This window comes from Arthrobacter sp. Z1-15 (genome assembly GCF_054792395.1).
On record NZ_CP096454.1, the window covers coordinates 1364704 to 1388622 of the forward strand.

The following is a 23919-nucleotide window of genomic DNA, read 5'->3' on the forward strand; positions in this document are numbered from 1 at the left end:
AGTGGGCGCGGCACAGGGTTCCGCCACGCATTTGTCCGGCCCGGTCCTCGTGATCGGCACGGGCCTGCTCGGCACCAGCATCGGTCTGGGGCTGCGCCGGCAGGGCGTGGATGTTGCGTTGTCCGACATTTCGCCGTCGACGGCGGCCGTGGCCCGGGATATCGGTGCCGGCCGCCTGCTCGAAACGGTTCAGGAGGGCTTCGCGCCCGAACTCGTGGTTGTCGCCGCGCCGCCGGACGTCACCGCTTCGCTGGCGGCGCAGGCCCTGAAGGACTGGCCCGACGCCGTCGTGGTGGACATTGCCAGCGTCAAGAGTGCGGTCCTTTCGGACCTGCGTGCTTCCGGTGCCGACCTGAGCCGCTACGTGGGCACCCACCCCATGGCGGGGCGGGAGAAATCAGGGCCGGTGGCCGCGCTCGGCGAGCTGTTCACGTCCATGCCGTGGGTGATCTGTGCTGCTGCTGAGAGCTCTCCGCACGCTGTCAAGTGCGCCGAAGCGCTGGTCATTGACCTCGGGGCGGTGGTTTCGCGCATGAGTGCCGAGGACCACGACCAGTCGGTGGCGCTGGTGTCGCACCTGCCGCAGGTCATGTCCTCGCTCGTGGCCAGCAGGCTGCAGGATACGCCCGCGCAGGCTATGGCGCTGGCCGGCAACGGCCTGCGCGATGTCACGCGGATTGCTGCCAGCGATCCCAAGCTCTGGGTGCAGATCCTCTCCGGCAACGCCCCGCGGCTCGTGGAAATCCTCTACGGCGTGCGGGAAGATCTGAACCGGCTCATCAGCACCCTGGAGGACCCGGTGGCCGACGGCGCCCGGCTGGACATGGCCCAGCTGATCTCCGAAGGCAACACCGGCCAGGCCCGGATTCCGGGCAAGCACGGCGCGCCGCCGCAGTCCTTTGTCAGCTTCACCGTCCTGGTGGATGACACCCCGGGCCAGATCGCCCGGCTGCTCACGGAGATCGGCGAGATCGGCGTGAACCTGGAAGATCTCCGGCTGGAGCATTCCTCCGGCCAGCAGGTGGGACGGGCGGAGATTTCCGTCCTGCCCAGCCGCGTGCAGGACCTCGTACATGAATTAAGCGCCCGCGGGTGGAAGGTAGTGGAGTGACTGAAGAACGTAATCCGGCCCTGTTCCGGCTGGGAAAGCCCCTCGTGGTGGCCATCGACGGCCCCTCGGGCTCCGGTAAATCCAGCATCAGCCGGGAAGCCGCGCGCCGTCTCCGCGCCGCCTACCTTGACACCGGCGCCATGTACCGGGCGGTTACGCTCTCCTGCATGGAAGCCGGGATCGACCTCACGGACGCCGTCGCCGTCGAAGCCGCAACCCGCAACGCCGACATTGAGCTCAGCACGTCTCCGGATGCCGAGTGGGTCCGCGTCAGCGGCCGCGATGTCACGGACGCCATCCGCGAACCGTCGGTCTCCTCCTCGGTCAGCGCCGTGGCAACCACACTCGGAGCCCGTGCTGAGCTGGTCCGCCGCCAGCAGCAGCTGATTGCGGACTCCGGCCTGCGCATTGTGGCCGAGGGCCGGGACATCACCACCGTCGTCGCGCCCCATGCCGAGGTGCGCATCCTGCTCACCGCCTCCGAGGAAGCCCGGATGCGGCGCCGCGGCGTGCAGCTCGGCGGCACGCAGAGCGCTGCGGCACTCAAGGAGCAGGTCCTGACCCGCGACGCCAAGGATTCCACCGTGGTGAACTTCCAGCAGGCCGCCGACGGCGTGGTCACGATCGACTCCTCCGACCTGGACTTCGAAGAAACCGTCCAGGCTGTGCTGGACGTGGTGTATTCCAGCACACACTAGGGCCCTGCGGGGGCAAACGATGCGGACGTGCACCGGTTGGGCCAAATGCCCTGCCGGTGCTGCACGTGTTTCAATGGACAGGTGGAACTGCGGTGTCATCACCCGCAGAACCCCTCACAATACTTACCGGGCTGAACTGTCCGGAGACGGCCTGCTTGCAGTGCTGCAGACCTCAACGGAAAGAAAGCAAAAATGACGAACTCCTCATATTCCGGCAGCGCCGGCGACGAGACGGGCCAGGAAGAATACATCCCGGCCGGAGAGGACCAGGTTAACGAACGCCTGGCCACGATGGACGACGCCGAGACCGAGCTGCGCGCTGAAACGCTGCGCGCCGGGCTGGACGACTACGAACTCGACGAAGAAGACGCAGCCCTGCTGGCCGGCGGCTTCGAAGAGTACGACGAAGACGCACCGCTGCTGCAGGACCCCGTCGTCGCCATCGTGGGACGGCCGAACGTCGGCAAGTCCACCCTGGTGAACCGTATCCTCGGCCGCCGCGAGGCAGTTGTCGAAGACACCCCCGGCGTCACCCGTGACCGCGTGTCCTACCCCGCCACCTGGAACGGCGTGAACTTCACGCTCGTTGACACCGGCGGCTGGGAGCACGACGCCCGCGGCATCCATGCCCGCGTGGCAGGCCAGGCCGAGGTGGCCGTGGACCACGCCGACGCCGTCATGCTCGTGGTTGACGCCACGGTTGGCATCACCGCCACGGATGAAGCGGTGGTGCGGATGCTGCGCGGCAAGAAGAAGCCGGTCATCGTCGTCGCCAACAAGGTGGATGACATCCAGAACGAAGCAGACGCCTCCCAGCTGTGGGGCCTCGGCTTCGGCGAGCCGTACCCGGTCTCGGCCCTGCACGGCCGCGGCACCGCCGACATGCTTGACGCCGTCATGGAGGTGCTGCCCGAGTACTCTGCGTACGGCGGACTGGACAAGTCCGGCGGCCCGCGCCGCATCGCCCTCATCGGACGCCCGAACGTGGGCAAGTCCTCGCTGCTGAACAAGCTGGCCGGTACCGAGCGCGTGGTTGTTGACGACACCGCAGGCACCACCCGCGACCCCGTTGACGAGCTCATCGAACTCGGCGGCCGCACCTGGCGCTTCGTGGACACCGCCGGTATCCGCCGCCGCCAGCACATGGCGCAGGGCGCCGACTTCTACGCCTCGCTCCGGACGCAGTCCGCGCTGGAAAAGGCCGAGGTCGCCGTCGTGCTCCTGGCCGTGGATGAAGTCCTCAGCGAGCAGGACGTACGCATCCTGCAGCTGGCCATCGAGTCCGGCCGCGCCCTGGTGCTGGCCTTCAACAAGTGGGACCTGCTCGACGACGAACGCCGCCGCTACCTGCAGATCGAGATCGAGCGCGACCTGGCCCACGTCGAGTGGGCCCCGAGCGTGAACATCTCGGCCAAGACCGGCTGGCACAAGGACAAGCTCGTTCCGGCCCTGGACAAGGCACTGGAAAGCTGGGACAAGCGCATCCCCACCGGCAAGCTCAATGCCTTCCTGGGCGAGCTCGTTGCGGCGCACCCGCACCCGGTGCGCGGCGGCAAGCAGCCCCGCATCCTCTTCGGCACGCAGGCGTCCTCCCGCCCGCCGAAGTTTGTGCTCTTCACCACCGGATTCCTGGATCCGGGCTACCGCCGCTTCATCACCCGCCGCCTGCGCGAAACGTTCGGCTTCGAGGGCACGCCCATCGAAGTGAACATGCGCGTGCGCGAAAAGCGCGGCAAGAACCGCTAGCCGCGGAGCGCCCCGGAGGCCGGACCGGCCCCGGGGCGCCCCGATTCGGGAAAAGCGCCGGCAATGATGTAGAGTATTCGAGTTGGTTCGGCCGGAAACAAACCGGTCGGGTAACGGGTTGTGGCGCAGCTTGGTAGCGCACCTGACTGGGGGTCAGGGGGTCGCAGGTTCAAATCCTGTCAACCCGACAACTAGGCCTGATGGAACGAAAGTTTTGTCGGGCCTTTTGTCGTTTAACAGGCCCTTTGCCGATTAGGCAGGGCTCGGCCAGTCCTAGTTTCCGTCGAGCGCGCCGCCGCCGAAAGCACTCCCGTCGAGGAGCCAGCTGTAGCGCAGCCGGAGCGCACGCTCGGTGCTCGCTGCCACCGTCGCCACAAAAAGTGCAGTGTTGGCCGCTGCCGGAAGATGGAACGGGCTGGAAAGCGTACCGATGCTGTCCGCGATGGGCAGGATCAGCATGATCTGCTCGACGATCTGCGGAACGCCGAGTACGACGGCGACCGCGAGGATGATCACCGAGATGACGCCAAGGGCGCGGCTCAGCGCCGGGTTGCTCACCTCCAGGCGGGCCCGCCGTCCCTCGGCCGAGACCGGGTCTGGCACAAGCTGCCGCTCGGACCCGTCAAGCCTCACATAGTGGCAGCGCTTCAGCCCGAAGCTGCTGACCTCAACCTCGATGGTGCCGCCCGGCACGGCGAAGGCTGCGGGGACCAGTGAAACGGCCTTGTTGACGCCGTTACGGTACAGCCTGGCGCGCACCTCGCCGTCGGCATCACCCCCGGGCCTGATGTCGATGGACCACGTCTCCGGCCCGCCTCCCGGGCCGATGATGTGCAGGTGGAACAGAGATCGTGAAAGTCCCTGCCACCAGTGATAGCCGGGCAGAAGGTGGCCGTCTCCGGGTTTCACCGCTTGCTTGGATTCCATGTCTTCCTCCCGCTGTTGTTTCTTCCGATATTGCTTCTGCAGGGCAGTGCCGCAGATGGCCTAGACGCCGACAACGAAGGTGAGGGCGGCCCAGATGGACACGATGGAGACGGTCGTCCAGAGGATGATCGCCACGCCCTGCCACAGCAGCACCCAGCCACGGGGGGTTCCACTGGCGATGAGGATCGCCGAGGTGAACTGGGTCGGGATCGCGAGGGGGCCGAGGATGCTGGCGCCGGGGACACCGAACCGGACGAGCCACTTCGCAAAGCGCTGGCGGCCCTTTGACTGCGGTTTATCCGACGCCGATCCTTCGAAGGCAGTGGATCCCTGGTATCCCGGAGCAGCTGGGACCAGTGCGGCGTTCCGGGTTGCCTCGGAGCGCCCCCTGTTGTGTTTCACCACTGCCGTGCGTGCACGCGATGTGACAAGCACCACGACGAGGACGCACAGGAAGTTTCCGGCGGCGGCGGCAAGGCCGGCAACGATGGGGTTGAGGCCGCCCACCATGCCGATGACGGAGGCGACCTCGCCCTCGATAAACGGAATGGCCCCGGCAAGCATCACGATGAAAGGCCGGATGACCTCGGGTACCTGGGCTGCGAGTTCCTGGAAATTGACGATGAGTTCCTGAATAGGGTTCATGGTGCTGACCTCTTTCCGGTGCGGTTGTGATGAAGCCTTTTTCGACTGGTACTTCAGGCTCGCACCCGCGCCGGTGCCTTCGCGTCGGCAGGGACCGCTGCCTTACCCAGGCTCCTATCTGCCCCTCGGCCCGGCCGGTTTCGTTTGCGTAGGTAAAAATTGCCTATTAGGGTGCTGGCATGCTCTGAAGGGGGCCACCGTGGATTTCCTGGGTCGTCGTGCTGAACGCGCCACGATAGACAGCGTCCTTTTACAGGCACGTACCGGTTTGAGCGGGGCAACAGTGGTGCGCGGGGAAGCGGGCATCGGAAAGTCGGAACTGCTCGAGTACGCGCGCCGTGAGGCGGGCTCCCTGGGGTTTCAAGTGATGTCAGCTGTTGGCGTCGAGTCTGAAACACAGTTCGCCTATGCGGCGTTGCACCAGTTATGTTCGCCATTGCTTGACCACGCGGCCGCCCTGCCGGAGCCGCAGCAGACCGCCCTGGGTGTGGCGCTGGGGCAGCAGGCCGGTGCGGTGCCGGACCGGTTCCTGGTGGGGCTGGCGGCACTCAACCTGCTGGCGGAGGCGGCCGAGGAAGGGCCGCTTCTGTGCCTCGTCGATGATGCGCAGTGGCTGGATGAGGCTTCCGCCCAGGTCCTCACCTTTGTGGCCCGGCGGATAGCGGCCGAACGCATTGTGCTGGTGTTCGCGGTGCGCGACCCCACCGACCGCGACCTCCTCTCGTTCGACGGCTTGCCCGTCATGTGCCTAAGTGGACTGGACGAAACCGACGCACGGGTTCTGCTTGCGGGGTCAGCCCATGCCCCGCTGGACGAGGACATGCGGGACCGCGTTTTGACCGAAGCACGCGGAAATCCTCTTGCGCTGCTGGAACTGGCCGGAAACATGTCAGTGGCCTGGGTGGGCGGTTTCGAGCTGCCCGATGTGCGGGATACCACCCACCGGATCGAGGATACGTTCCGGCGCCGCTCGCACAGCCTGCCGGCCCCAACCCAACTGTTGCTGCTGACCGCGGCGGTCGATCCGACCGGAGATATGGCGTTGCTCTGGCGCGCGGCCGAGCACCTGGGGATCGATACCGGATCTGCTGCGCCTGCGGAAGCAGCCGGACTTCTGGAGATCGATGGCCGGGTGCAGTTTCGTCATCCGCTGGTGCGTTCGGCGGTGCTTCGGGCAGCCGCGCCGCTGGACCGCCGCCGCGTTCACGGCGCGCTGGCCGCCGCCACCAATCCGGATGCCGACCCCGACCGACGCGCCTGGCACCTCGGAGAGTCCGTGCTGGGAACGGATGAGGACGCCGCCGCGGAGTTGATGCGCTCGGCTGGGCGCGCACGCTCCCGCGGCGGTCTTGGCGCCGCTGGGGTGTTCATGGAGCAGGCGTCCAAGCTGACCCCCGATCCTGCGACTCGTGCGGCCCGGGCGCTTGAAGCCGCCCAAGCAAGGCATGAGGCCGGTGGTTCCGCCGTCGCTTCGGAGCTGCTGGCCGTGGCCGCGGCCGGGCCGCTGGATGAGCTGCAGCGCGCCCGCCTCCAACTGCTGCGCGCCCAGATCGCGTTCCACCTCGCACGCGGCGGTGAAGGACAGATTATGCTGCTGGATGCGGCCAGGGGCCTCGCTCGGTTGGATCCGGCGCTGTCACGGGAAACCTACCTCCGTGCCCTCGAAGCGGCCATGGTCACCGGCAGCTTCCGCAGCGGCAGCGGTGTGCCGGCAGCCACTGAAGCTGCCCGGGCCGCACCGGCCCCGGCCGGATCCCCGAGGCCGTTGGACCTGTTGCTCGACGGACTGATATCCCTGTTCACGCACGGATACGCCGCGGGGGTGCCCGGCCTGCGGCGTGCGTTGGCGGCGTTCGCTGACGATGGGGGAGCAGCTGACCCCATGGACACCACCGGCAGATGCCGCTGGGGCTGGCTGGCCAGCAGATCTGCGATGGCCATCTTCGATGACGAGCTGTTCCACACCCTGAGCATCCGCCATATAAAGCTGACCCGGGAGGCCGGCGCCCTGGCCACGCTCCCGCTCGCGCTTCTCGGCAGGTCCACCCTGCTGGTGCTCTCGGGCGAGCTCGCCCGCAGCACCGAGCTGACCGCCCTCGCGGCGCCTTCCCAGGCGGTCCCCGTGCTTCACGCACGGCTCGTCAACTACGCCTGGCGGGGCCGTCCGGAGGAGACCGCTGAAATCCACGCGGCCATCCTTCGACGAGCCGCCGGAGATGCGCACGGCACCGAGGATTCCCTGGCCCAGTACGCCATGGCGGTGCTGCACAACGGACTGGGCAACTACGACGCGGCTTATACCGCGGCGGAGCTCGCCTATGAGTCCGAAGCGCTGAGATTCAACAACCTGGCCCAGGTCGAACTCATTGAAGCCGCGTACCGTTCCGGCCAACCGGAGGGGGCAGCCCATGCGACCGAGGAGTTCGTTGCGCGGGCGCTTGCCAGCGGTACCCCGTGGGGGCTCGGGCTGGCGGCGCGTTCACGGGCCCTTACCAGCACCGGGCCGGAGGCAGAGGACTATTACCGTGAAGCCATCAGCCAGCTGGGGCAGTGCCGGATAGCCGCCTACCTCGCCCGCACCCATCTCGTTTACGGTGAGTGGCTGCGGCGCGGGGGACGCCGCCAAGACGCGCGGGAACAGCTTCGGACCGCTCACGGGATGCTGCTGGACATGGGTGCGGACGCGTTCGCGAACCGTGCCGCCCGCGAGCTGCGGGCCACCGGCGAGCACCCGCGAAAGCGGAGTGTCCAGCCCACCGATTCCCTGACCGCCCACGAGCTGCACATCGCCCGGGAGGTGGCCACCGGTGCCACCTCCCGGGAGATCGCCACACAGCTCTTCCTCAGCCCGCGCACAATTGACGCCCACCTGCGCAGCATTTTCCGCAAATTGGGCATCAATTCGCGCCGGCAACTCCGAGAGCTGCCGCTTCCCTGAAACCCGCTGACGGGATTGTCGGCCGGTGGATGCTGGAGCACCACCGAGGGACTGCGTTACTGCCCGGCTCTCCGGCTGCACTACATCGTCTGACACACCGGCGGCAACGCTCGTGAGAGTACAGCAGGCAGCGGGCGGAGCCTTCCTGCTTCAGGGCTGAGCCCTGCCCGCCTCAGTGCTCCAGCGCCGCCACCTCCCCGGCTACAGCCGCCATCCGCCCCTGAAACTGGTGGCCGCCCGTCGCATACCGGCGGACGACGGCAGTGGGCAGCCGGGCCGCGTGGCGGTCCACATGGTTAACCGGCACGACGTCGTCGTCCGCACAGTGGTGGAGCATCAGCGGCAGATCCGCCGGCAGCTCGGCATCGAGGGGCAGGGAGTATTCCGCCTGCCAGCCCTCGGAACCCCAGAACGGCATCGCCAGCAGGACCAGGCCCCGGGGCCGGTGCTTCGAGGCCTGGTCGGCACAGTGGAGCAGGGCCATGGAGGCGCCGAAGGAATGGCCGACGATCACCGGTTCCGGGCCGAGGGTCCGGAGATGTCCGTCCAGCTCCCGGCGCCAGGCTGCGGCTGACATGTCCTCATCGGGGAAACGGGGCGCCAGCACCTCCGCACCCGGCACCTTCCGCAGCTCGGCGGCCATCTGCCGGTCATCCGTCCAGCCGCCGGCCCCGTGGATGAACAGGATTTCCATGAGGTTCTCCTCTTCTGCCGTGCCCGGTGAGTTGTTACCGGGCACGGCGGGCCAGTTCCGCCCGCAAATCAATCGTGCCGGTGTGCAGGACCGTTTGAAACCCCAGCTTTTCGGCAGCGGCAATGTTCAGGGCGTTGTCATCAATGAAGACAACGTCCTCGGGCCGCGCTTTCAGGCCAGCGGCCACATGGTCAAAGATCTGCGGATCGGGTTTCATCAGCCCCAGCTGTCCGCTGAAGTACAGCCGGGAAAAGTACCGGGGCCACTCGGACTCGGCGGTGTAGCGGCGCGACATCCCCGCCGGCATGTTCGAGAGCAGCGCCAGGGAGGCCCCCTCCTTTTGGAGGGTCTCCAGGACCGACAGGGTCTTCGGATTGAGGTGGGACCACGCGGCCGCGTCGAGGTCTTCCAGCTTCCGGAGCTGTTCGGGCCCGGGTGCCCAACCGAGGACCCCGGTCCAGTACTGCTCCGGGGAAACCGCCCCGGCGTCGAAATCTTCGCGGCGGGCCCAATAAGGACTTCCGGCCGGCTCGAGGTCCAAGCCCGTCGCCCGGTGCAGTGCCTTCCAGTCGGCCGGCTCGGGCTCCGTGGAGATCACCATGCCGTAGTCGAAGAGGTACCACAGCCCGTGGCGGGAGAGCCGGCTCATCTAGGCTGCCAGGTCTCTGCGCATGAGCCACCGCGTCAGGCCGCCGGGTTCACCCTCGACATAGATCCCGGGGGAGAGGATGGAGGAGACATCCTGGAAGCGCTGAGCTGTGGCAGGGAGGACCTCGATCATTAAAGCTCCTGGTCTCGGCGGGCAGGATGGGTATGCCGCCGAGCATAACCCGTTCCATCCCCGCGGGCAGTGTTTTGGCTGCCGCCCCGCCTCCGCCCGGTGGGCGGCAGGGCTCGCCTCAGCCCCGGCGCCCGCTTACCCTAGGAAACGCCACCCTCCTCCTCCGAAAGCCGTCGCATGAAACGCGGACCCGCCATGAAACGACGACGCCGGGGCGCGCGCGGAGCTGCCGCCGCTGCCTTAGCGCTCACGATGGTGACGGCCTGCAGTTCTGCGCCCGCCGGGGAGAGCAGCACAACCGCCGGAGCCGCGTCCACAGAAACCATTACCACCGGTCTGTACGCCCCGTGGTCGGTCGCCTTCCATGGCGGCACCCCGCTGGTCAGTGAGCGTGACTCCGCCCGGATCCTTGAACTGGACACTGCAGGAAGCTCCCGTGAGGTCGGCAGCATCGGCGGTACCGCAGGCGGGGGAGAGGGCGGCCTGCTGGGCATCGCCGTGCAGGACGGGTTCCTCTACAGCTACGCCACCGCCGGGGAAGAGAACCGCATTGAGCGCCGGGAATTGACGGAGAGCACGGGGTCCCTGGGCTTGGGTCCCCCCCCCCGAGGTCATCCTGACCGGAATTGAGGCCGGGCCCATCCACAACGGCGGGCGCATCGCGTTCGGTCCGGACGGGTTGCTCTATGCCACCGCCGGAGACGCCGGAAACCGCGGCAGCGCCCAGGACACCACCTCGCTGTCCGGAAAGATCCTGCGGATGACCGCTGACGGCGCCGTACCGGAGGACAACCCCCTGCCCGGTTCCCTCGTTTACAGCTACGGACACCGCAACCCGCAGGGTATTGCCTGGGACGCGGAGGGAACCCTGTACTCCAGCGAATTCGGACAGAACACCTGGGATGAACTCAACGTGATCACAGCCGGCGGCAACTACGGCTGGCCCGAGGTGGAGGGCATAGCCGGCCGGGACGGATTCATTGATCCCGTACAGCAGTGGGAACCGGCCGATGCCAGCCCCAGCGGCATTGCGGTGTCGGGGGAATCCGTCTTCATCGCCAACCTGCGCGGGGAGGTGCTGCGCGAGGTGCCGCTGGCTGATCCCAGGACCTCCACCGAGTACCTGACGGGCGAACACGGGCGGCTACGCGACGTTGTCAGTACCCCCGACGGTTCCCTCTGGGTGCTGACCAACAATACGGACGGCCGGGGCGGCCCGGGGCCCGACGACGACCGAATCCTGCGTGTCGACCTGGGCCGCTGATCACGGACAAGGAGAAAGCATGGAATTCGGGCGACCCCCGGGATCGAGGACGGACTCCGGCCCTCCCGGTTCAGCGAACAAGTTCCCCGCTGAACCGGGAGGGCACATGTGCGGCGGCATTAGCGTCGGCGGGGCCGACCGGATGGATTACGTCCTCGACGTGCTGCCGGAACCCGGTTCGGTGCCACAGCCCGGCCCAGCCCCCGCTACACCAGGTCCGACTCGTGCAGCACATAGTCGTAGTGCGGCAGCGGCCGTCCGGCGCGCAGGGTCTGCACCAGGTCAGGATCGGCCAGGTGCAGCCGCCCAATGGCGATCAGGTCGAACTCCTCGGTGTCCAGGCGGCGCAGAAGCTCCTCGCGGTTGTCCAGGACCGGGTTGCCGCTGCTGCGCCGGTCCTTGATGGCCGAACCGATGCCGACGCTGCCTACGGCCATGGCGGGCGCGCCGGTCAGCTGCTTGGCCCATCCTGCCAGGCTCAGGTCGCTGCCCTCGAACGCGGGAGCCTGGAAGCGGCGGGCACTGGCGTCAAGGACGTCGACGCCGGCTCCAACGAGCGGGCGGAGCAGGGCGCCGAGCTCTTCCGGGGTGTCGGCCAGCCGCGCGCCGAAGTCCTGCTGCTTGTGCTGGGAGAAACGGAAGAAGATGGGCAGATCCTCGCCGATCTCCTCCCGGATGGCCCGGACAACTGCAGCGGGGAAAGCGGCGCGGCGTTCGGCGTCTCCGCCCCACTCGTCGGTCCGCCGGTTCGTGTCGGCCCACAGGAAGGCGTCCAGGAGGTAGCCGTGTCCGCCGTGGAGGGCGATGCCGTCAAAGCCCGCGTTGACAGCGCTGCGGGCGGCGGCGCGAAAGGCGCTGATGACGCTTTTGATGTCGGCAGTGGTCATGGCGCGGGTCACCGGTTCCGACGCCTTCACGTACTCGTCGGAGTAGGTCGTGATCCCGGGCGTGCCCCACAGGCCGGAAGGCCGCATGGGGGTAATTGCCGGGCTTCCGCCCATCGCCCCCCACAGGGGTCCCACATGCCAGAGCTGCGGAATGATGCGTCCGCCGGCCTCATGTACGCCGTCGACGACGGAGCGCCAGCCGTCCAGCGCCGTCGACGCGAACATGTTGGGCACGCGGGCATGGTCGACCGAGGCCGGGTGATCGATGGCAACGCCCTCGGTGATGATCAGTCCCGTGCCGCCTTCGGCCCGGCGCCGGTAGTACCGGGCCACCTTGTCGCCCGGGACGCCGCCGGGGGAGTGGGTGCGGGTCATCGGTGACATGACGATCCGGTTGCGCAGGTGCAGCGACCTGACGCTGAACTCGCGGAACAGCGGGTCGGTCGAGGGGCCGACTTCGGTTTCGGCGCAGTCGCGGTTTTCGGTCACAGTGCCGCACTCCCTGCGTTGGCCAGCATTAGCCGGGAAGCGGAGCGTCCGTCCAGCAGCGAGTTGGTGCGCGCGGTGACCTTCCAGCCCGATCCGGTGCGGGCCAGTTCCCAGCGGTTTGCGGAGAGCCGGTCCACGTAATAGCCCGGTTCAGTTCCGTCCCGGTGCCGCACCAGCATGGAGTATCCGGTGGCGACGGCGGTGTCGCCGGCAATGCGGATATCCGGAATCCCCAGGAAATGGCTGGAGCCCTCCGTGATGATCTTTTGGTGCGACGGCCCGTTCACCATGCCGCGGAAGTCCTCTGCTCCGGTCAGCGTTGCCGCGCTGTCACCGAGGCTGTAGGTGTAGCTGCCGTCCTCGGTCCACAGGCCGGCTACGGCGTCGGCGCTGCCGCTGTCGACGGCAGGTCCGTAAGCGGCGAGCACGCCGAGTATCTCGCGGTGGTCTTCCAGACGTTGGATGCGCTCCTGGAGCGCGGCGATCTCGGTCAGTGGACTCATCAGATATTCCCCTTCGAATTCCCTTTACCGTATCTAATACCACCGGTGGATCAAGATGCAAACAAGCGCTTGACCGGGACGAAAGGAACGTAATGAGCGGATTCGAGAAGTACGGACCCTGGGCACTGATTGCCGGCGGTTCCGAGGGCGTGGGCGCCGCACTGGCGCATGAGCTGGCCGGGCGCGGACTCAACGTTGCCCTGGTGGCGCGCAAACCCGGGCCCCTCGCAGAGGTAGCTGCCTCAGTCCGCGCTGCGCACGACGTCGAAGTGCTCGCCATCGAGCAGGACCTGCTTGCCGCCGGTGCCGTTGATTCGATCGCCGAGCGCCTCGGGAACCGCGAGGTGGGCCTGCTGGTATCCAATGCCGGTGCCAACACCTACGGCGGCGAGATTGTGACGTCCGACGCCGACCGCGCCCAGATGGTTATTGACCTGAACATCACCGTCACAGCCGCCCTTGTCCGCCGGTTTGGCCTGCCGATGCAGGAACGGGGGTGCGGGGGCATCATGCTCACGGGTTCGCTGAGCGGCTTCGCCGGCAGCGCGGGAATCGGCTTCTACTCCGCCGCGAAGGCCTTTGTGCACAACTTTGCCGAGGCTCTGTGGGTGGAGATGCGCCCCTACAACATTGACGTCCTGGAGCTGTGCCTGGGGCTGACCCGCACCCCGGCGATGGAACGCCTGGGCTTTCAGTTCGACGCCCCCGGTGTGCGCGCCTCCGACCCCGCTTCCGTCGCCCGCGAGGTGCTGGACCACCTTGGCGACGGCCCGAGCTGGTACCCGGACGGATTCGGCAACGACGCCGAGAAACGGTCCGCCCACCCGCGCCGCCCCGTTGTGGAAGCGGCCAACGCACACTACCGCTCACCAGCCGCCTGATTCCTCGCCGGCCCTGAACCACAAGAGCCGGCCCGGAACCACAAAACAAGCCCGGAACCACAAGACAAGAAGGAGAATACGCATGGCACCCCGCCCGATCTACGACCCCGGTCCCACCATTGCCCACGCAGGCGGCATCAACATCGGCACGCCTGATTTGCAGAAGTCGCTCTGGTTCTTCCGTGACATCTTTGGCATGGAGGTCACTGCGCAGGAAGACGGCGTTGCCTATCTGCGCGGGTACCAGGAGCGGATCCACCACTCCCTGGTCCTGACGCAGCAGGACGAGGCCCGGATCAACACCATGAGCCTGCGGGTCAGCCGTCCCCAGGACGTTGAACTGTTCCATGACCAGTTTGTCGAAGAGGGCATCGAGGTGCGTCACGTGGGCGCCGGCACGGAACTGGGCCGCGGTGAGGCTGTCCGGCTTCTTCTGCCGGGCGGCGGGCACCCGCTGGAGCTCTACTACGGCATTGACCGCCCCCTAGCTCCCGAGGGGATGCGCTCAAAGCTTTTCGGGAACAGCTCGATCCGGCGGGGCCTCGGCGTCCAGCGGATCGACCACCTTAATATCCAGACCAGCACTCAAAACATGGCGCAGGCGGAAGGATGGCTCCGCGAATCGCTGGGGATGAAGAGGCGTGAGGCAATGGTGCTGCCGGAAAATCCGGACGTCCCCTATGTCTCGTGGCTGTCAGTGAATTCCAAGCTGCATGACATCGCGATCGGCTCTTCCATGACCGGTCAGGATGCCCAGTTCCACCATGTCGCCTTCGCACTCGAGAATATGCACGACGCCCTGACGGCAGTAGACCAGCTGCGGGACCTGGGCATCCAGATTGACGCGGGACCGGGCAAGCACGGCGTCGGCCAGGCCATGTACCTCTACGTCCGCGACCCGGGCTCGGGCTACCGCATTGAGCTCTACTCGGGCGGCTACCCGTTCTTCGACCCGGACCACGAGCCGCTGGTGTGGGAGCCCAAGGACATGACGTACGGCATGACCTGGTACGGGGACAACCCCCTCGTCCATGCCGACACCTCCAGGTATCAGGAGACCATGCCGGTTGCAGGCCTGGATCTGAAGGCACTCGTTAACGACTAGCCCGGTAGTTTATCCGTGCCGGGACGCCCGGCGGCCTTTGGCCGCCGGGCGTCTGTTGTCGGAGCGTCTGTTGTCGGAGTGCCTGTTGTCGGAGCGCTGCGGGCGCCCCCTGCCCGGCCCGGCGCGTAACACTCACCCGGTGGCTCCCTGCCGCCCCGGCACTGTTCCGGGTGCTTCGCCGCAGCTGCCCGCGCTGTCACGGTTCGCTGTGCAGGTGTTTCCGGCGCCGAACCGTCAAAGCCCCGTAGTACGCTCAGTGCCGGGAAGGCCCGCCAACAGGTAGGCTAGGACAGCCGGTAGGCAAGATTTGTCAGCAGGAATTGTGCGGCCAGCCAGAATCACGAGTGGTTGGCCGCATCTTTTGGGGAGGATGTAACACCATGGCGCGCGAGGACTACAACGCCGCACAGGCCGGGCAACGGCGCGAGCTGGGCGTGGAGGACACCACATCGATCAGTCTGCCGCCTCAGAGCGAAGCAACGTCGGTGGAGCCCAAGCTCAGCGCGGATGAGCGGGCCGCCGTGGCGGCGCTGCCCGCCGGGTCGGCCCTGCTGATCGCCCATTCCGGGCCGAACAGCGGTGCCCGGTTCCTGCTGGACCAGGATGTGACCACAGCAGGCCGTCATCCGAACGCTGATGTGTTCCTGGATGACGTGACGGTCTCCCGCAAGCACGTGGAGTTCCGGCGCACCGCCGAGGGCTTCCGCGTTGTTGATTCCATGAGCCTGAACGGCACCTACGTGAACAATGACCGCGTGGACACTTTGCTGCTCCGGACGGGCAACGAGGTCCAGATCGGAAAGTTCCGGCTGACCTTCTACGCCGCCCGGCCGACAGCCGCCCGCACGTAGGGAAGCCGACGCAGCAAGCAGCCGGTGCAGGATGATCCTGCCGGCGTCCACGGGACTACTGAGGGAATAGGTATTAGGTATGGCAGCATCACAGCCCGTCAGGCGGACCCTGGGAACGGGGAACGAGCGCCTGCGCGGCCGTGTGCTCAATATCGGGGAGGTGCTCGGCGAACTCAGCGCTGATTTTCCCGGTATCAGTGCCTCCAAGATCCGTTTCCTGGAGGAAAAGGGCCTGGTCACCCCGCAGCGGACGGCGGCAGGCTACCGAAAGTACTCATCGGCCGACGTCGAGCGCCTCCGCTTCGTGCTGGCGCTTCAGCGGGACCAGTATCTCCCGCTGAAGATCATTAAGGACTATCTGGACGCCATTGACCGCGGGGAGCGTCCCGAGTCCCTGCCAGGCGGAATGTCGCTGACGCCCCGAGCCGTGTCCGAGCAGCTGGCGGGGGAACTCTCCGCCCGCACTTACGCCCGCACCCTGACCTTCAACGAATTGGTCCGGGAATCCGGTGCCTCCGCTGACCTGGTGCGGAACCTGGCAGGTTACGGCCTTATCGCTTCCGCTGACCACGGGGCGGAGCACGGTGTTTTTGATGAGCATGCGCTCAAGGTTGCCAAGGCCTGTGCCAAACTTCAGGCCCACGGGATCGAACCGCGGCACCTGCGGCCGTTCCGCGCCGCAGCCGACCGCGAGCTGGGCCTGGTGGAGAGCGTCGTGGCACCCCTGGCCTCACGGCGGGACGTCGCATCCAAGGCGCGTGCGGCCGAGACAGCACGGGAGATCAGTGATCTCTGCCTGAACCTGCACAGTGCCCTCGTCAACGGGCATATCGCACGAATGGAAGGCTGAGGAGCATGCGCGAAGTTGAAGTGGTCGGTGTCCGCATCGAGCTGCCGTCCAACCAGCCGCTGGTCCTGCTCAAGGAGACCGACGGCGAACGTCATCTGCCCATCTGGATTGGTGCGCCCGAAGCCAGCGCCATTGCCTTTGTCCAACAGGGGATCGTTCCGCCCCGGCCCATGACCCACGACCTGCTCGCCTCTGTGGTAACGGCTCTGGGGCGCAGTGTCAGCGAGGTGCGTCTGGTCTCGGTCGAGGACACGGTCTTCTATGCCGAGCTCGTTTTCGACAACGGAGTCACAGTGAGTTCCCGGGCTTCGGACGCCATAGCGGTGGCACTGAGGGCGCCCTGCCCCATCCTGTGTGCTGAAGCAGTCCTTGATGAAGCCGGTGTGCGGATAGCTGAAGCCGATGAGGGTGACGAGGACGAGGAGGACCAGGAGAATGCGGAGCGCGAGCTGCGCCAGTTCCGTGAGTTCCTGGCCGACGTGGAGCCCGAGGACTTTGAGCGCTGATTCGACACGCCTGGAGAAAAAGGGCCTGCGTCTTTGACCTTGGACCGGGTCAGATCTAACGTCGAAGCATAGAGTTCCCACTGCGCGGTTCTCCGCTATTCCTCTTAGGGTTTGCTCTTTCGAAGAGTCCTTCCCCTAAGAGGTTCCGCGGGGCACACTGAAGGGAGTCGATCCTGACCCCTTCATCCCGCGCCACCCCCCCAGGGAACCGCTACTAGGAGGCACAAGTGAGTCCGAAAGGCGATGCCGGCGAGCATACCCACGCCGCTGCGCCGGGTAAGGTTCCCGGAGCCCAGGGCTTGCTGTTTACTGAGGATCTGCCCGTTCTCGACGAGGACGCCGGCTACCGCGGTCCAACAGCCTGCAAGGCGGCGGGAATCACCTACCGCCAGCTCGATTACTGGGCCCGCACCGGCCTGGTGGAGCCGGCAGTGCGAGGGGCCTCCGGTTCGGGAACCCAAAGACTTTACAGTTTCCGCGACATCCTGGTCCTCAAAGTCGTAAAGCGGCTGCTGGACACAGGCGTGTCGCTGCAGCAGATCCGCACCGCTGTTGAGCACCTGCGTGAGCGGGGCGTCGAAGATCTGGCCCAGATTACCCTGATGAGCGACGGCGCCAGCGTGTACGAGTGCACCTCGGCAGATGAAGTTATCGACCTGGTCCAGGGCGGACAGGGAGTTTTCGGCATCGCCGTCGGAAGGGTCTGGCGCGAAGTGGAAGGCAGCCTCGCCCAGCTCCCCAGCGAGCGGGTGGGGGAGCATACGTTTCCCGGAGATGAATTGAGCCAGCGGCGGATCGCCCGCAAAATCAGCTAGCTTCAACGCAAAATCAGCTAGCGCAAATCAGTCGGCACAAAAATCAGCCGGCGTGCATTGAGCCGGTCCCTATACTCAGACTGCAGGCAGCGGAATCCCGTTGCCTGCAGCTTTTTGTCTGTCTTTTGTAGTGAAGCGTTTTACAGCGCAGCAGTTTTTATGCCGCGGCAGCGCCTCAGTAGTCTGATGGTGCCCGGCGGATTACCCGGCCCGGCGGATGACTCGGTTGCGGACGCTGCCCGTTTCCACCAGGTTCTTCAGCAGCGCGTCAAACGTTGATGCTGCCTGCTTGGCGGATTCACCCGGCCAGTGATGCACTGAGTGGGCCGCGCCCTGGATCTGCTGCCAGTTGGCCTGCTCCGCAATAGTGGGACTCAGGAGCAGGTCTCCGAACATCTGCTTCATCTCAGCGAGCCGGAAGGTGTGTTCATTGGAACCGGAACGGACCCGGTTGGCGATGATCCCCGCCGGAGCGAGGTTCGGCGCAAATTCCTTGCGGAACAGTTCCAGGGCACGCATGGTCCGCTCGGTCCCGGCCACCGAAAAGAGTCCGGGCTCAGCAACGAGCACAACCCGGTTGCTTGCGGTCCAGGCGATGCGGGTGAGGCCGTTGAGTGACGGCGGGCAGTCGATCAGGACCAGCCCGTAGCCGCTGACCCGGCTAAGCAGGGTGGAGAGCCGCTTGAGGTCCCGTTTGCCGAGATCGGGGCGGTCATAGATCCCCGAAAACGCGGAGCCCATGGCGACGTCGAGAACGGGCTGGCGCTTGGGGTCGGGAGTCCGGGTGCGGCGGTCATTGGCAACCCAGCCGCTGGAGACCACGTTTTCGGCCAATTGCGCGCGGCGGGAATTCTTGAGCATCTCGCCGATGCCCGGCTTATCGGCAGCGGTAACGCCCAGGCCCGTGGTGGCGTCCGCGTGCGGATCCAGATCCACTACGAGGGTGGGAATTCCTGCTGCCAGTGCAGCCGATGCCAGTCCAAGCGTCACGGAAGTCTTGCCCACGCCGCCCTTAAGACTGCTGATGCTCACTACTTGCACTTGTTGAACCAAAACCTAACGTGTCTAGGGATCACGAGCGGGGCCCTTGTGAGGCTGCAGCTTCATTCTATGTGACGCCCGGTGGTAACTCCTGCAGCGCCGGTTTTGCAGGGGTGGCGTGGAAGGGCGACTATAGGGAGCGTGACGTCCGACACCCGCGGATAGGTCGCGGTCAAATACTCTGGGTAAAATCCGATGAGGGGCAGCGTTATCCGGATTGTCCCTCAGCCCGCAACGATGCAGGAGAGCAATGTTCTCGAAGATTTTGGTAGCCAACCGCGGAGAAATCGCGATCCGTGCCTTCAGGGCCGCCTACGAACTGGGTGTGAAGACCGTTGCCGTCTTCCCGTATGAGGACCGCAACTCCATCCACCGGCAGAAGGCTGACGAGGCCTACCTGATTGGCGAGGAAGGACATCCGGTTCGGGCATACCTGGACGTGGAGGAGATCATCCGCGTCGCCAAGGAATCCGGCTGCGACGCCATCTACCCGGGGTATGGGTTCCTCTCCGAAAACCCCCAGCTGGCCAGGGCCGCGAGGGAAGCCGGCATCACGTTCGTGGGCCCCGCCGCCGATATCCTGGAGCTCGCCGGGCACAAGGTCCATGCGCTGAATGCTGCGCGTGAAGCCGGAATTCCGGTCCTGCGTTCCACCCAGCCGAGTTCGGACCCCGAAAAGCTCCTCGCCGAAGCCGAGGACATCGGTTTCCCCATCTTCGTGAAGGCGGTGGCCGGCGGCGGTGGCCGCGGCATGCGCCGCGTTGACACGGCCAAGGACCTTCCGGATGCGCTGAACGCCGCCATGCGTGAAGCCGACACCGCCTTCGGTGATTCCACCGTGTTCCTCGAACAGGCCGTACTCCGGCCCCGTCACATCGAGGTCCAGATCCTCGCCGACGGCGAAGGCAACGTCATCCACCTCTTTGAGCGGGACTGCTCGCTGCAGCGCCGCCACCAGAAGGTCATCGAGATTGCCCCGGCCCCCAACCTGGATGAAGGCATCCGGCAGGCCCTTTACCGTGACGCGGTCAAGTTCGCCAAGGCGCTGAAGTATGAGAACGCCGGCACCGTGGAGTTCCTGGTGGACACGGTCGGCGAACGAGCCGGCCAGCACGTCTTCATTGAAATGAACCCGCGCATCCAGGTGGAGCACACGGTCACCGAGGAAATCACCGACGTGGACCTGGTGCAGTCCCAGCTGAGGATCGCCGCCGGTGAAAGCCTGGAGGATCTGGGTCTCCGGCAGGACGAACTGCAGGTGCGCGGCGCGGCGCTGCAGTGCCGCATCACCACGGAGGATCCCGCCAACGGCTTCCGCCCCGACGTCGGCAAGATCAGCGGCTACCGCTCCGCCGGCGGCGCCGGTGTCCGGCTCGACGGCGGCACGGTCTACGCCGGTGCCGACATCAGCCCGCACTTCGACTCCATGCTGGTGAAGCTGACCTGCCGCGGCCGCACGTATCCCGCCGCCGTCAACCGTGCACGCCGTGCCCTGGCAGAGTTCCGCATCCGCGGTGTCTCCTCCAACATCTCCTTCCTGCAGGCTGTCCTGGACGACCCGGACTTCATTGCCGGTGACGTCGCAACCTCCTTCATCGAGGAGCGCCCCGAGCTGCTCAGCGCCCGCGGTTCCGCGGACCGCGGTTCCCGGCTGCTGAACTGGCTGGCCGACACCACCGTCAACAAGCCGCACGGTGAGCTGCCGGTACACGTCAACCCCGCCGACAAGCTCCCGGCCGACCTGCCCGAAGTGCGGCCGGGATCGCGCCAGCGGCTGCAGGAACTGGGTCCGGAGCGGTTTGCCCGCGAGCTCCGGGAACAGCAGGCTCTGGCAGTCACGGACACCACCTTCCGCGACGCGCACCAGTCCCTGCTGGCCACCCGGGTGCGTACCCGGGACCTGCTGCTGGCTGCACCCGCGGTTGCGGCCCTGACGCCTGAACTGCTCTCGGTGGAAGCCTGGGGCGGTGCAACCTACGACGTCGCCCTGCGCTTCCTCGGAGAGGACCCCTGGGAGCGGCTGGTATCCCTGCGCAAGGCGCTGCCAAACGTCTGCATCCAGATGCTCCTGCGCGGCCGCAACACCGTGGGCTACACGCCGTACCCCACGGAGGTTGCCGAAGCCTTTGTCCAGGAAGCTGCCGATGCCGGCGTCGACATTTTCCGCATCTTTGATGCGCTGAACGACGTTGACCAGATGGAACCGGCCATCCGGGCGGTGCGCGCCACCGGAACCGCCGTCGCCGAAGTGGCCCTGTGCTACACGGCGGACATGATGAATCCGGACGAAACGCTCTACACGCTGGACTATTACCTGGACCTCGCCCAGAAAATGGTGGACGCCGGGGCGCACATCCTTGCGATCAAGGACATGGCCGGGCTGCTGCGGCCCGCTGCCGCAGCCAAGCTGGTGGCCGCCCTGCGGGAACGCTTCGACCTTCCCGTACACCTGCACACCCACGACACCGCCGGCGGACAGCTCGCCACGCTGCTCGCTGCGGCTGAGGCGGGAGTGGACGCCGTCGACGTCGCCAGCGCTTCACTGGCCGGAACCACCAGCCAGCCTTCCGCTTCCTCCCTCGTGGCCTCGCTGGCGCACACCGACCGCGACACGGGACTCAACCTGGGTGCGGTCAGCGCCATGGAGCCCTACTGGGAAGCAGTGCGCCGGGTCTACGCTCCGTTCGAGTCCGGCCTGGCCGGGCCCACCGGCCGCGTGTACCAGCACGAGATTCCCGGCGGCCAGCTCTCGAATCTCCGCCAGCAGGCCATTGCGCTGGGCCTGGGGGAGCGCTTCGAGGCCATCGAAGACATGTACACCGCCGCGGACCGCATCCTGGGCCGCCTGGTGAAGGTCACGCCGTCGTCCAAGGTTGTCGGTGACCTCGCCCTGCAGCTGGTGGGCAGCAATGTCTCCCCGGACGACTTCGAGGAAAACCCGCAGAACTATGACATTCCGGATTCCGTCATCGGGTTCCTCAGCGGCGAACTGGGCAACCCGCCCGGCGGCTGGCCCGAGCCCTTCCGGACCAAGGCGCTGCAGGGCCGCACGGTCAAGGTGCGCGACGCCGAACTCACCGAGGTGGACCGCGCCGGCCTGGCCGGCGACTCGGCCACCCGGCGGGAAACACTGAACCGCCTTCTGTTCCCCGGCCCGGCAAAGGAGTTCGCCACCGTCCGTGAAACCTACGGCGACGTGTCCGTCTTGGACACCCGTGACTACCTCTACGGGCTGCAGCGCGGGCGCGAGCACGTGGTGGAACTCGAAAAGGGCGTCCGCCTGATCGCCACGCTCGAAGCAGTGGGCGAACCTGATGAAAAGGGCATGCGGCAGGTCATGACGACCCTCAACGGCCAGATGCGTCCGGTCATGGTCCGCGACCGCAGCGTGCAGTCCCAGGTCAAGGTAGCCGAGCAGGCCGACCCCGGAAACCCCGGGCACGTGGCGGCACCCTTCGCCGGCGCCGTGACCCTCACCGTCAAGGACGGCGAGGAAGTGGCTGCCGGAGAAACCGTCGCCACCATCGAAGCCATGAAGATGGAAGCCTCCATCACGGCCCCGGTGGCAGGCACCGTCTCGCGGGTGGCGATTTCCGCCGTCGAGCAGGTGCAGGGCGGGGACCTGCTGGTGGTTATCGACCCCAAGGACAGCTAGCCGGAGTACCGGCTGTCCCCGGACAGCGTGCCGGTAATTGAAGGTCCCGGGATCCGGAAGGATCCCGGGACCTTCGGCGGCTCTAGACTGGAACCGTGACTCATTTTGATTTGGCCATCATCGGCTCCGGCTCAGGCAATTCCCTGATCACCCCCGACTGGGACGGCAAAAAGATCGCCGTCATTGACGGGGGCACCTTCGGGGGGACGTGCCTGAACGTGGGCTGCATTCCCACAAAAATGTTTGTCTATCCGGCCCAGCTCGCGGCAGCGGGCACGGACGCGGCGCGGCTGGGCGTGGACCAGACCCTCGAGAAGGTGCACTGGCGGGAAATCCGCGACCGGATCTTCACCCGCATCGACTCCATCTCGGAGGGCGGGCGCCGCTACCGGGCCGAGGAGTTGGAGAACGTCACGCTCTATGAGCAGCACGTGCGGTTCGTCAGCGAACACGCCCTCGAAACGGAGGACGGGCAGCGGATTACGGCCGACCAGATCGTGGTGGCCGCCGGCTCCCGGCCGGTGCTGCCGGACATCCCGGGCATGGACCTGCCGCAGGTGCACAGCTCGGACACCGTAATGCGGATTCCCGACCTCCCCGAACGAATCCTCATTATCGGCGGCGGGTACATCGCAGCTGAATTCGGTTTCGTCTTTTCTGCATTCGGCGCCAAGGTCACCATGGCGGCGCGCTCGGGGCCGCTGCTGCGCGCGATGGACGCCACCGTCTCGGAACGCTTCACCGAAGCTGCCTCGCGGCAGTGGGACGTGCAGCTGGACACCCGGGTCTCGTCCCTGACCGAGAATCCCGACGGGTCAGTGCGGGCGCAGCTGCATGGGCCCGGGGGAGAAACCGGGATCGACGTGGACCTGGTGCTGGTGGCAACCGGCCGCGTCCCCAACACCGACCGGCTCGGCGTCGACGCGGCAGGGTTTGACCTGCGTCCGGACGGCCGGCTGGCCGTTGATGACTTCCAGCGTGTCTTGAAGGACGGCCAACCGGTCGACGGCGTCTGGGGGCTTGGAGACGTCAGCAGCGACTTCCAGCTCAAGCACGTGGCCAACCATGAGGCGCGGACCGTTTCGCATAACCTGGTGCATCCCGGCAACCTTCGCGCGAGCGACCACAGGTTTGTGCCCTCGGCGGTCTTCAGCAGCCCGCAGATAGCATCCGTGGGCATGACCGAGGAAGAGGCCCGCCGGGACACCGAATCCCGGGGCGTGGAACTGGCCCTGGCAGTCCAGGAATACGGATCCACCGCCTACGGCTGGGCGATGGAAGACACCACGGGCTTCGTGAAGCTGCTCGCTGAGAAGGAAAGCGGCAGGCTGCTTGGGGCGCACATCATGGGCCACGAGGCGTCCATGCTGATTCAGCCCCTGATCCAGGCCATGTCCTTCGGGCTGGACGCCGCAACCATGGCGTCCGGCCAGTACTGGATTCATCCGGCCCTGACGGAAGTTGTGGAGAACGCGCTGCTGTCGCTGCGGACCGGCGCGGCAGGCCGCGCTGCAGGCACCGCAGCGTAGCCG

General features: G+C 66.6%; 22 protein-coding genes and 1 tRNA gene. 15 read left to right on the plus strand and 8 right to left on the minus strand.

Features of this window, described 5'->3' with window-relative positions; all coding sequences use genetic code 11:
* The first annotated feature begins 1 nt into the window (after nucleotide 1).
* The 4 genes from M1D40_RS06280 to M1D40_RS06295 all read left to right on the plus strand — a co-directional run bounded on the left by M1D40_RS06280 (nucleotide 2) and on the right by M1D40_RS06295 (nucleotide 3743).
* Nucleotides 2-1111: a prephenate dehydrogenase gene (locus tag M1D40_RS06280; RefSeq protein ID WP_341392531.1), complete on the plus strand. Its 1110-nt coding sequence runs from the start codon at nucleotides 2-4 to the stop codon at nucleotides 1109-1111.
* Nucleotides 1108-1809, plus strand: a complete 702-nt coding sequence (gene cmk, locus M1D40_RS06285) for a (d)CMP kinase (RefSeq protein WP_341392532.1) — start codon at nucleotides 1108-1110, stop codon at nucleotides 1807-1809. Before M1D40_RS06280 ends, cmk begins: the two co-directional genes overlap by 4 nt.
* Nucleotides 1810-2001: 192 nt before the next feature.
* The gene (gene der / locus M1D40_RS06290) at nucleotides 2002-3555 is read left to right on the plus strand and encodes a ribosome biogenesis GTPase Der (RefSeq protein ID WP_152218782.1); all 1554 of its coding nucleotides are present in this window, start codon (nucleotides 2002-2004) and stop codon (nucleotides 3553-3555) included.
* Nucleotides 3556-3669: 114 nt separating this feature from the next.
* Nucleotides 3670-3743, plus strand: a tRNA-Pro gene (locus M1D40_RS06295).
* A gap of 85 nt (nucleotides 3744-3828) precedes the next feature.
* On the opposite strand, the gene M1D40_RS06300 is transcribed toward M1D40_RS06295, so the two are convergent.
* On the minus strand, nucleotides 3829-4482 hold the full coding sequence (locus M1D40_RS06300) for a hypothetical protein (protein ID WP_341392533.1): 654 nt from the start codon (nucleotides 4480-4482) through the stop codon (nucleotides 3829-3831).
* A 60-nt stretch (nucleotides 4483-4542) separates the two neighbouring features.
* Complete coding sequence (locus M1D40_RS06305; RefSeq protein ID WP_461170571.1) at nucleotides 4543-5127, minus strand: small multidrug efflux protein; 585 nt, start codon at nucleotides 5125-5127, stop codon at nucleotides 4543-4545.
* Between M1D40_RS06305 and M1D40_RS06310 the strand changes: the two genes are divergently transcribed.
* The gene (locus M1D40_RS06310; RefSeq protein ID WP_461170572.1) at nucleotides 5126-8065 is read left to right on the plus strand and encodes an ATP-binding protein; all 2940 of its coding nucleotides are present in this window, start codon (nucleotides 5126-5128) and stop codon (nucleotides 8063-8065) included. The two genes, M1D40_RS06305 and M1D40_RS06310, sit on opposite strands and share 2 nt — an antisense overlap.
* 172 nt (nucleotides 8066-8237) lie before the next feature.
* Here M1D40_RS06310 and M1D40_RS06315 read toward each other — a convergent pair whose 3' ends face one another.
* The 3 genes from M1D40_RS06315 to M1D40_RS06325 are packed head-to-tail and all read right to left on the minus strand — an operon-like array spanning nucleotide 8238 to nucleotide 9540.
* Nucleotides 8238-8759 carry an alpha/beta fold hydrolase gene (locus tag M1D40_RS06315; protein WP_341392536.1) on the minus strand — a complete coding sequence of 174 codons (522 nt, stop codon included), beginning with the start codon at nucleotides 8757-8759 and terminating at the stop codon, nucleotides 8238-8240.
* 34 nt (nucleotides 8760-8793) lie between these two features.
* Nucleotides 8794-9408 carry an HAD family hydrolase gene (locus M1D40_RS06320; RefSeq protein ID WP_461170573.1) on the minus strand — a complete coding sequence of 205 codons (615 nt, stop codon included), beginning with the start codon at nucleotides 9406-9408 and terminating at the stop codon, nucleotides 8794-8796.
* The gene (locus M1D40_RS06325; RefSeq protein ID WP_341392538.1) at nucleotides 9409-9540 is read right to left on the minus strand and encodes a hypothetical protein; all 132 of its coding nucleotides are present in this window, start codon (nucleotides 9538-9540) and stop codon (nucleotides 9409-9411) included. It abuts the gene before it with no gap.
* 177 nt (nucleotides 9541-9717) lie between these two features.
* Between M1D40_RS06325 and M1D40_RS06330 the strand changes: the two genes are divergently transcribed.
* The gene (locus tag M1D40_RS06330; protein WP_461170574.1) at nucleotides 9718-10170 is read left to right on the plus strand and encodes a hypothetical protein; all 453 of its coding nucleotides are present in this window, start codon (nucleotides 9718-9720) and stop codon (nucleotides 10168-10170) included.
* Nucleotides 10171-10219: 49 nt separating this feature from the next.
* Complete coding sequence (locus M1D40_RS06335) at nucleotides 10220-10804, plus strand: PQQ-dependent sugar dehydrogenase (RefSeq protein WP_461170575.1); 585 nt, start codon at nucleotides 10220-10222, stop codon at nucleotides 10802-10804.
* Nucleotides 10805-11010: 206 nt separating this feature from the next.
* Here M1D40_RS06335 and M1D40_RS06340 read toward each other — a convergent pair whose 3' ends face one another.
* Nucleotides 11011-12180: an oxidoreductase gene (locus M1D40_RS06340; RefSeq protein WP_461170576.1), complete on the minus strand. Its 1170-nt coding sequence runs from the start codon at nucleotides 12178-12180 to the stop codon at nucleotides 11011-11013.
* Nucleotides 12177-12683, minus strand: a complete 507-nt coding sequence (locus M1D40_RS06345; protein ID WP_341392541.1) for a nuclear transport factor 2 family protein — start codon at nucleotides 12681-12683, stop codon at nucleotides 12177-12179. Before M1D40_RS06345 ends, M1D40_RS06340 begins: the two co-directional genes overlap by 4 nt.
* A 92-nt stretch (nucleotides 12684-12775) precedes the next feature.
* On the opposite strand from M1D40_RS06345, the gene M1D40_RS06350 reads away from it, so the two are divergent.
* The 6 genes from M1D40_RS06350 to M1D40_RS06375 all read left to right on the plus strand — a co-directional run bounded on the left by M1D40_RS06350 (nucleotide 12776) and on the right by M1D40_RS06375 (nucleotide 17691).
* Entirely contained in the window at nucleotides 12776-13564 is a 789-nt protein-coding gene (locus tag M1D40_RS06350; protein ID WP_461170577.1) for an SDR family NAD(P)-dependent oxidoreductase, read from the plus strand.
* 82 nt (nucleotides 13565-13646) lie between these two features.
* Nucleotides 13647-14669 (plus strand): VOC family protein, encoded by a 1023-nt coding sequence (locus M1D40_RS06355; RefSeq protein WP_341392543.1) that lies wholly within the window; start codon nucleotides 13647-13649, stop codon nucleotides 14667-14669.
* 380 nt (nucleotides 14670-15049) lie between these two features.
* Nucleotides 15050-15520, plus strand: coding sequence for an FHA domain-containing protein (locus M1D40_RS06360; protein WP_461170578.1), 471 nt, complete (start codon nucleotides 15050-15052; stop codon nucleotides 15518-15520).
* A 79-nt stretch (nucleotides 15521-15599) separates the two neighbouring features.
* On the plus strand, nucleotides 15600-16370 hold the full coding sequence (gene ftsR, locus M1D40_RS06365) for a transcriptional regulator FtsR (RefSeq protein WP_341392545.1): 771 nt from the start codon (nucleotides 15600-15602) through the stop codon (nucleotides 16368-16370).
* A gap of 5 nt (nucleotides 16371-16375) precedes the next feature.
* The gene (locus M1D40_RS06370; RefSeq protein WP_461170579.1) at nucleotides 16376-16876 is read left to right on the plus strand and encodes a bifunctional nuclease family protein; all 501 of its coding nucleotides are present in this window, start codon (nucleotides 16376-16378) and stop codon (nucleotides 16874-16876) included.
* 227 nt (nucleotides 16877-17103) lie between these two features.
* Nucleotides 17104-17691 carry a MerR family transcriptional regulator gene (locus M1D40_RS06375; RefSeq protein ID WP_341392547.1) on the plus strand — a complete coding sequence of 196 codons (588 nt, stop codon included), beginning with the start codon at nucleotides 17104-17106 and terminating at the stop codon, nucleotides 17689-17691.
* 201 nt (nucleotides 17692-17892) lie between these two features.
* Here M1D40_RS06375 and M1D40_RS06380 read toward each other — a convergent pair whose 3' ends face one another.
* Nucleotides 17893-18732, minus strand: coding sequence for a ParA family protein (locus M1D40_RS06380; RefSeq protein ID WP_461170580.1), 840 nt, complete (start codon nucleotides 18730-18732; stop codon nucleotides 17893-17895).
* A 250-nt stretch (nucleotides 18733-18982) separates the two neighbouring features.
* On the opposite strand from M1D40_RS06380, the gene M1D40_RS06385 reads away from it, so the two are divergent.
* Both M1D40_RS06385 and M1D40_RS06390 read left to right on the plus strand, forming a co-directional pair.
* Nucleotides 18983-22387 (plus strand): pyruvate carboxylase, encoded by a 3405-nt coding sequence (locus M1D40_RS06385; protein ID WP_461170581.1) that lies wholly within the window; start codon nucleotides 18983-18985, stop codon nucleotides 22385-22387.
* 95 nt (nucleotides 22388-22482) lie between these two features.
* Complete coding sequence (locus M1D40_RS06390) at nucleotides 22483-23916, plus strand: mycothione reductase (protein WP_461170582.1); 1434 nt, start codon at nucleotides 22483-22485, stop codon at nucleotides 23914-23916.
* The last annotated feature ends 3 nt before the right edge of the window (nucleotides 23917-23919 follow it).

Coding starts and splice junctions, on each gene's coding strand:
- M1D40_RS06325 (WP_341392538.1), bottom strand. CDS start 9,540: ATGATCGAGGTCCTCCCTGCCACAGCTCAGCGCTTCCAGGATGTCTCC.
- M1D40_RS06300 (WP_341392533.1), bottom strand. CDS start 4,482: ATGGAATCCAAGCAAGCGGTGAAACCCGGAGACGGCCACCTTCTGCCC.
- M1D40_RS06360 (WP_461170578.1), top strand. CDS start 15,050: ATGGCGCGCGAGGACTACAACGCCGCACAGGCCGGGCAACGGCGCGAG.
- M1D40_RS06350 (WP_461170577.1), top strand. CDS start 12,776: ATGAGCGGATTCGAGAAGTACGGACCCTGGGCACTGATTGCCGGCGGT.
- der (WP_152218782.1), top strand. CDS start 2,002: ATGACGAACTCCTCATATTCCGGCAGCGCCGGCGACGAGACGGGCCAG.
- M1D40_RS06310 (WP_461170572.1), top strand. CDS start 5,126: ATGGTGCTGACCTCTTTCCGGTGCGGTTGTGATGAAGCCTTTTTCGAC.
- M1D40_RS06315 (WP_341392536.1), bottom strand. CDS start 8,759: ATGGAAATCCTGTTCATCCACGGGGCCGGCGGCTGGACGGATGACCGG.
- M1D40_RS06305 (WP_461170571.1), bottom strand. CDS start 5,127: ATGAACCCTATTCAGGAACTCATCGTCAATTTCCAGGAACTCGCAGCC.
- M1D40_RS06370 (WP_461170579.1), top strand. CDS start 16,376: ATGCGCGAAGTTGAAGTGGTCGGTGTCCGCATCGAGCTGCCGTCCAAC.
- M1D40_RS06330 (WP_461170574.1), top strand. CDS start 9,718: ATGAAACGCGGACCCGCCATGAAACGACGACGCCGGGGCGCGCGCGGA.
- M1D40_RS06320 (WP_461170573.1), bottom strand. CDS start 9,408: ATGAGCCGGCTCTCCCGCCACGGGCTGTGGTACCTCTTCGACTACGGC.
- M1D40_RS06355 (WP_341392543.1), top strand. CDS start 13,647: ATGGCACCCCGCCCGATCTACGACCCCGGTCCCACCATTGCCCACGCA.
- M1D40_RS06345 (WP_341392541.1), bottom strand. CDS start 12,683: ATGAGTCCACTGACCGAGATCGCCGCGCTCCAGGAGCGCATCCAACGT.
- ftsR (WP_341392545.1), top strand. CDS start 15,600: ATGGCAGCATCACAGCCCGTCAGGCGGACCCTGGGAACGGGGAACGAG.
- M1D40_RS06385 (WP_461170581.1), top strand. CDS start 18,983: ATGTTCTCGAAGATTTTGGTAGCCAACCGCGGAGAAATCGCGATCCGT.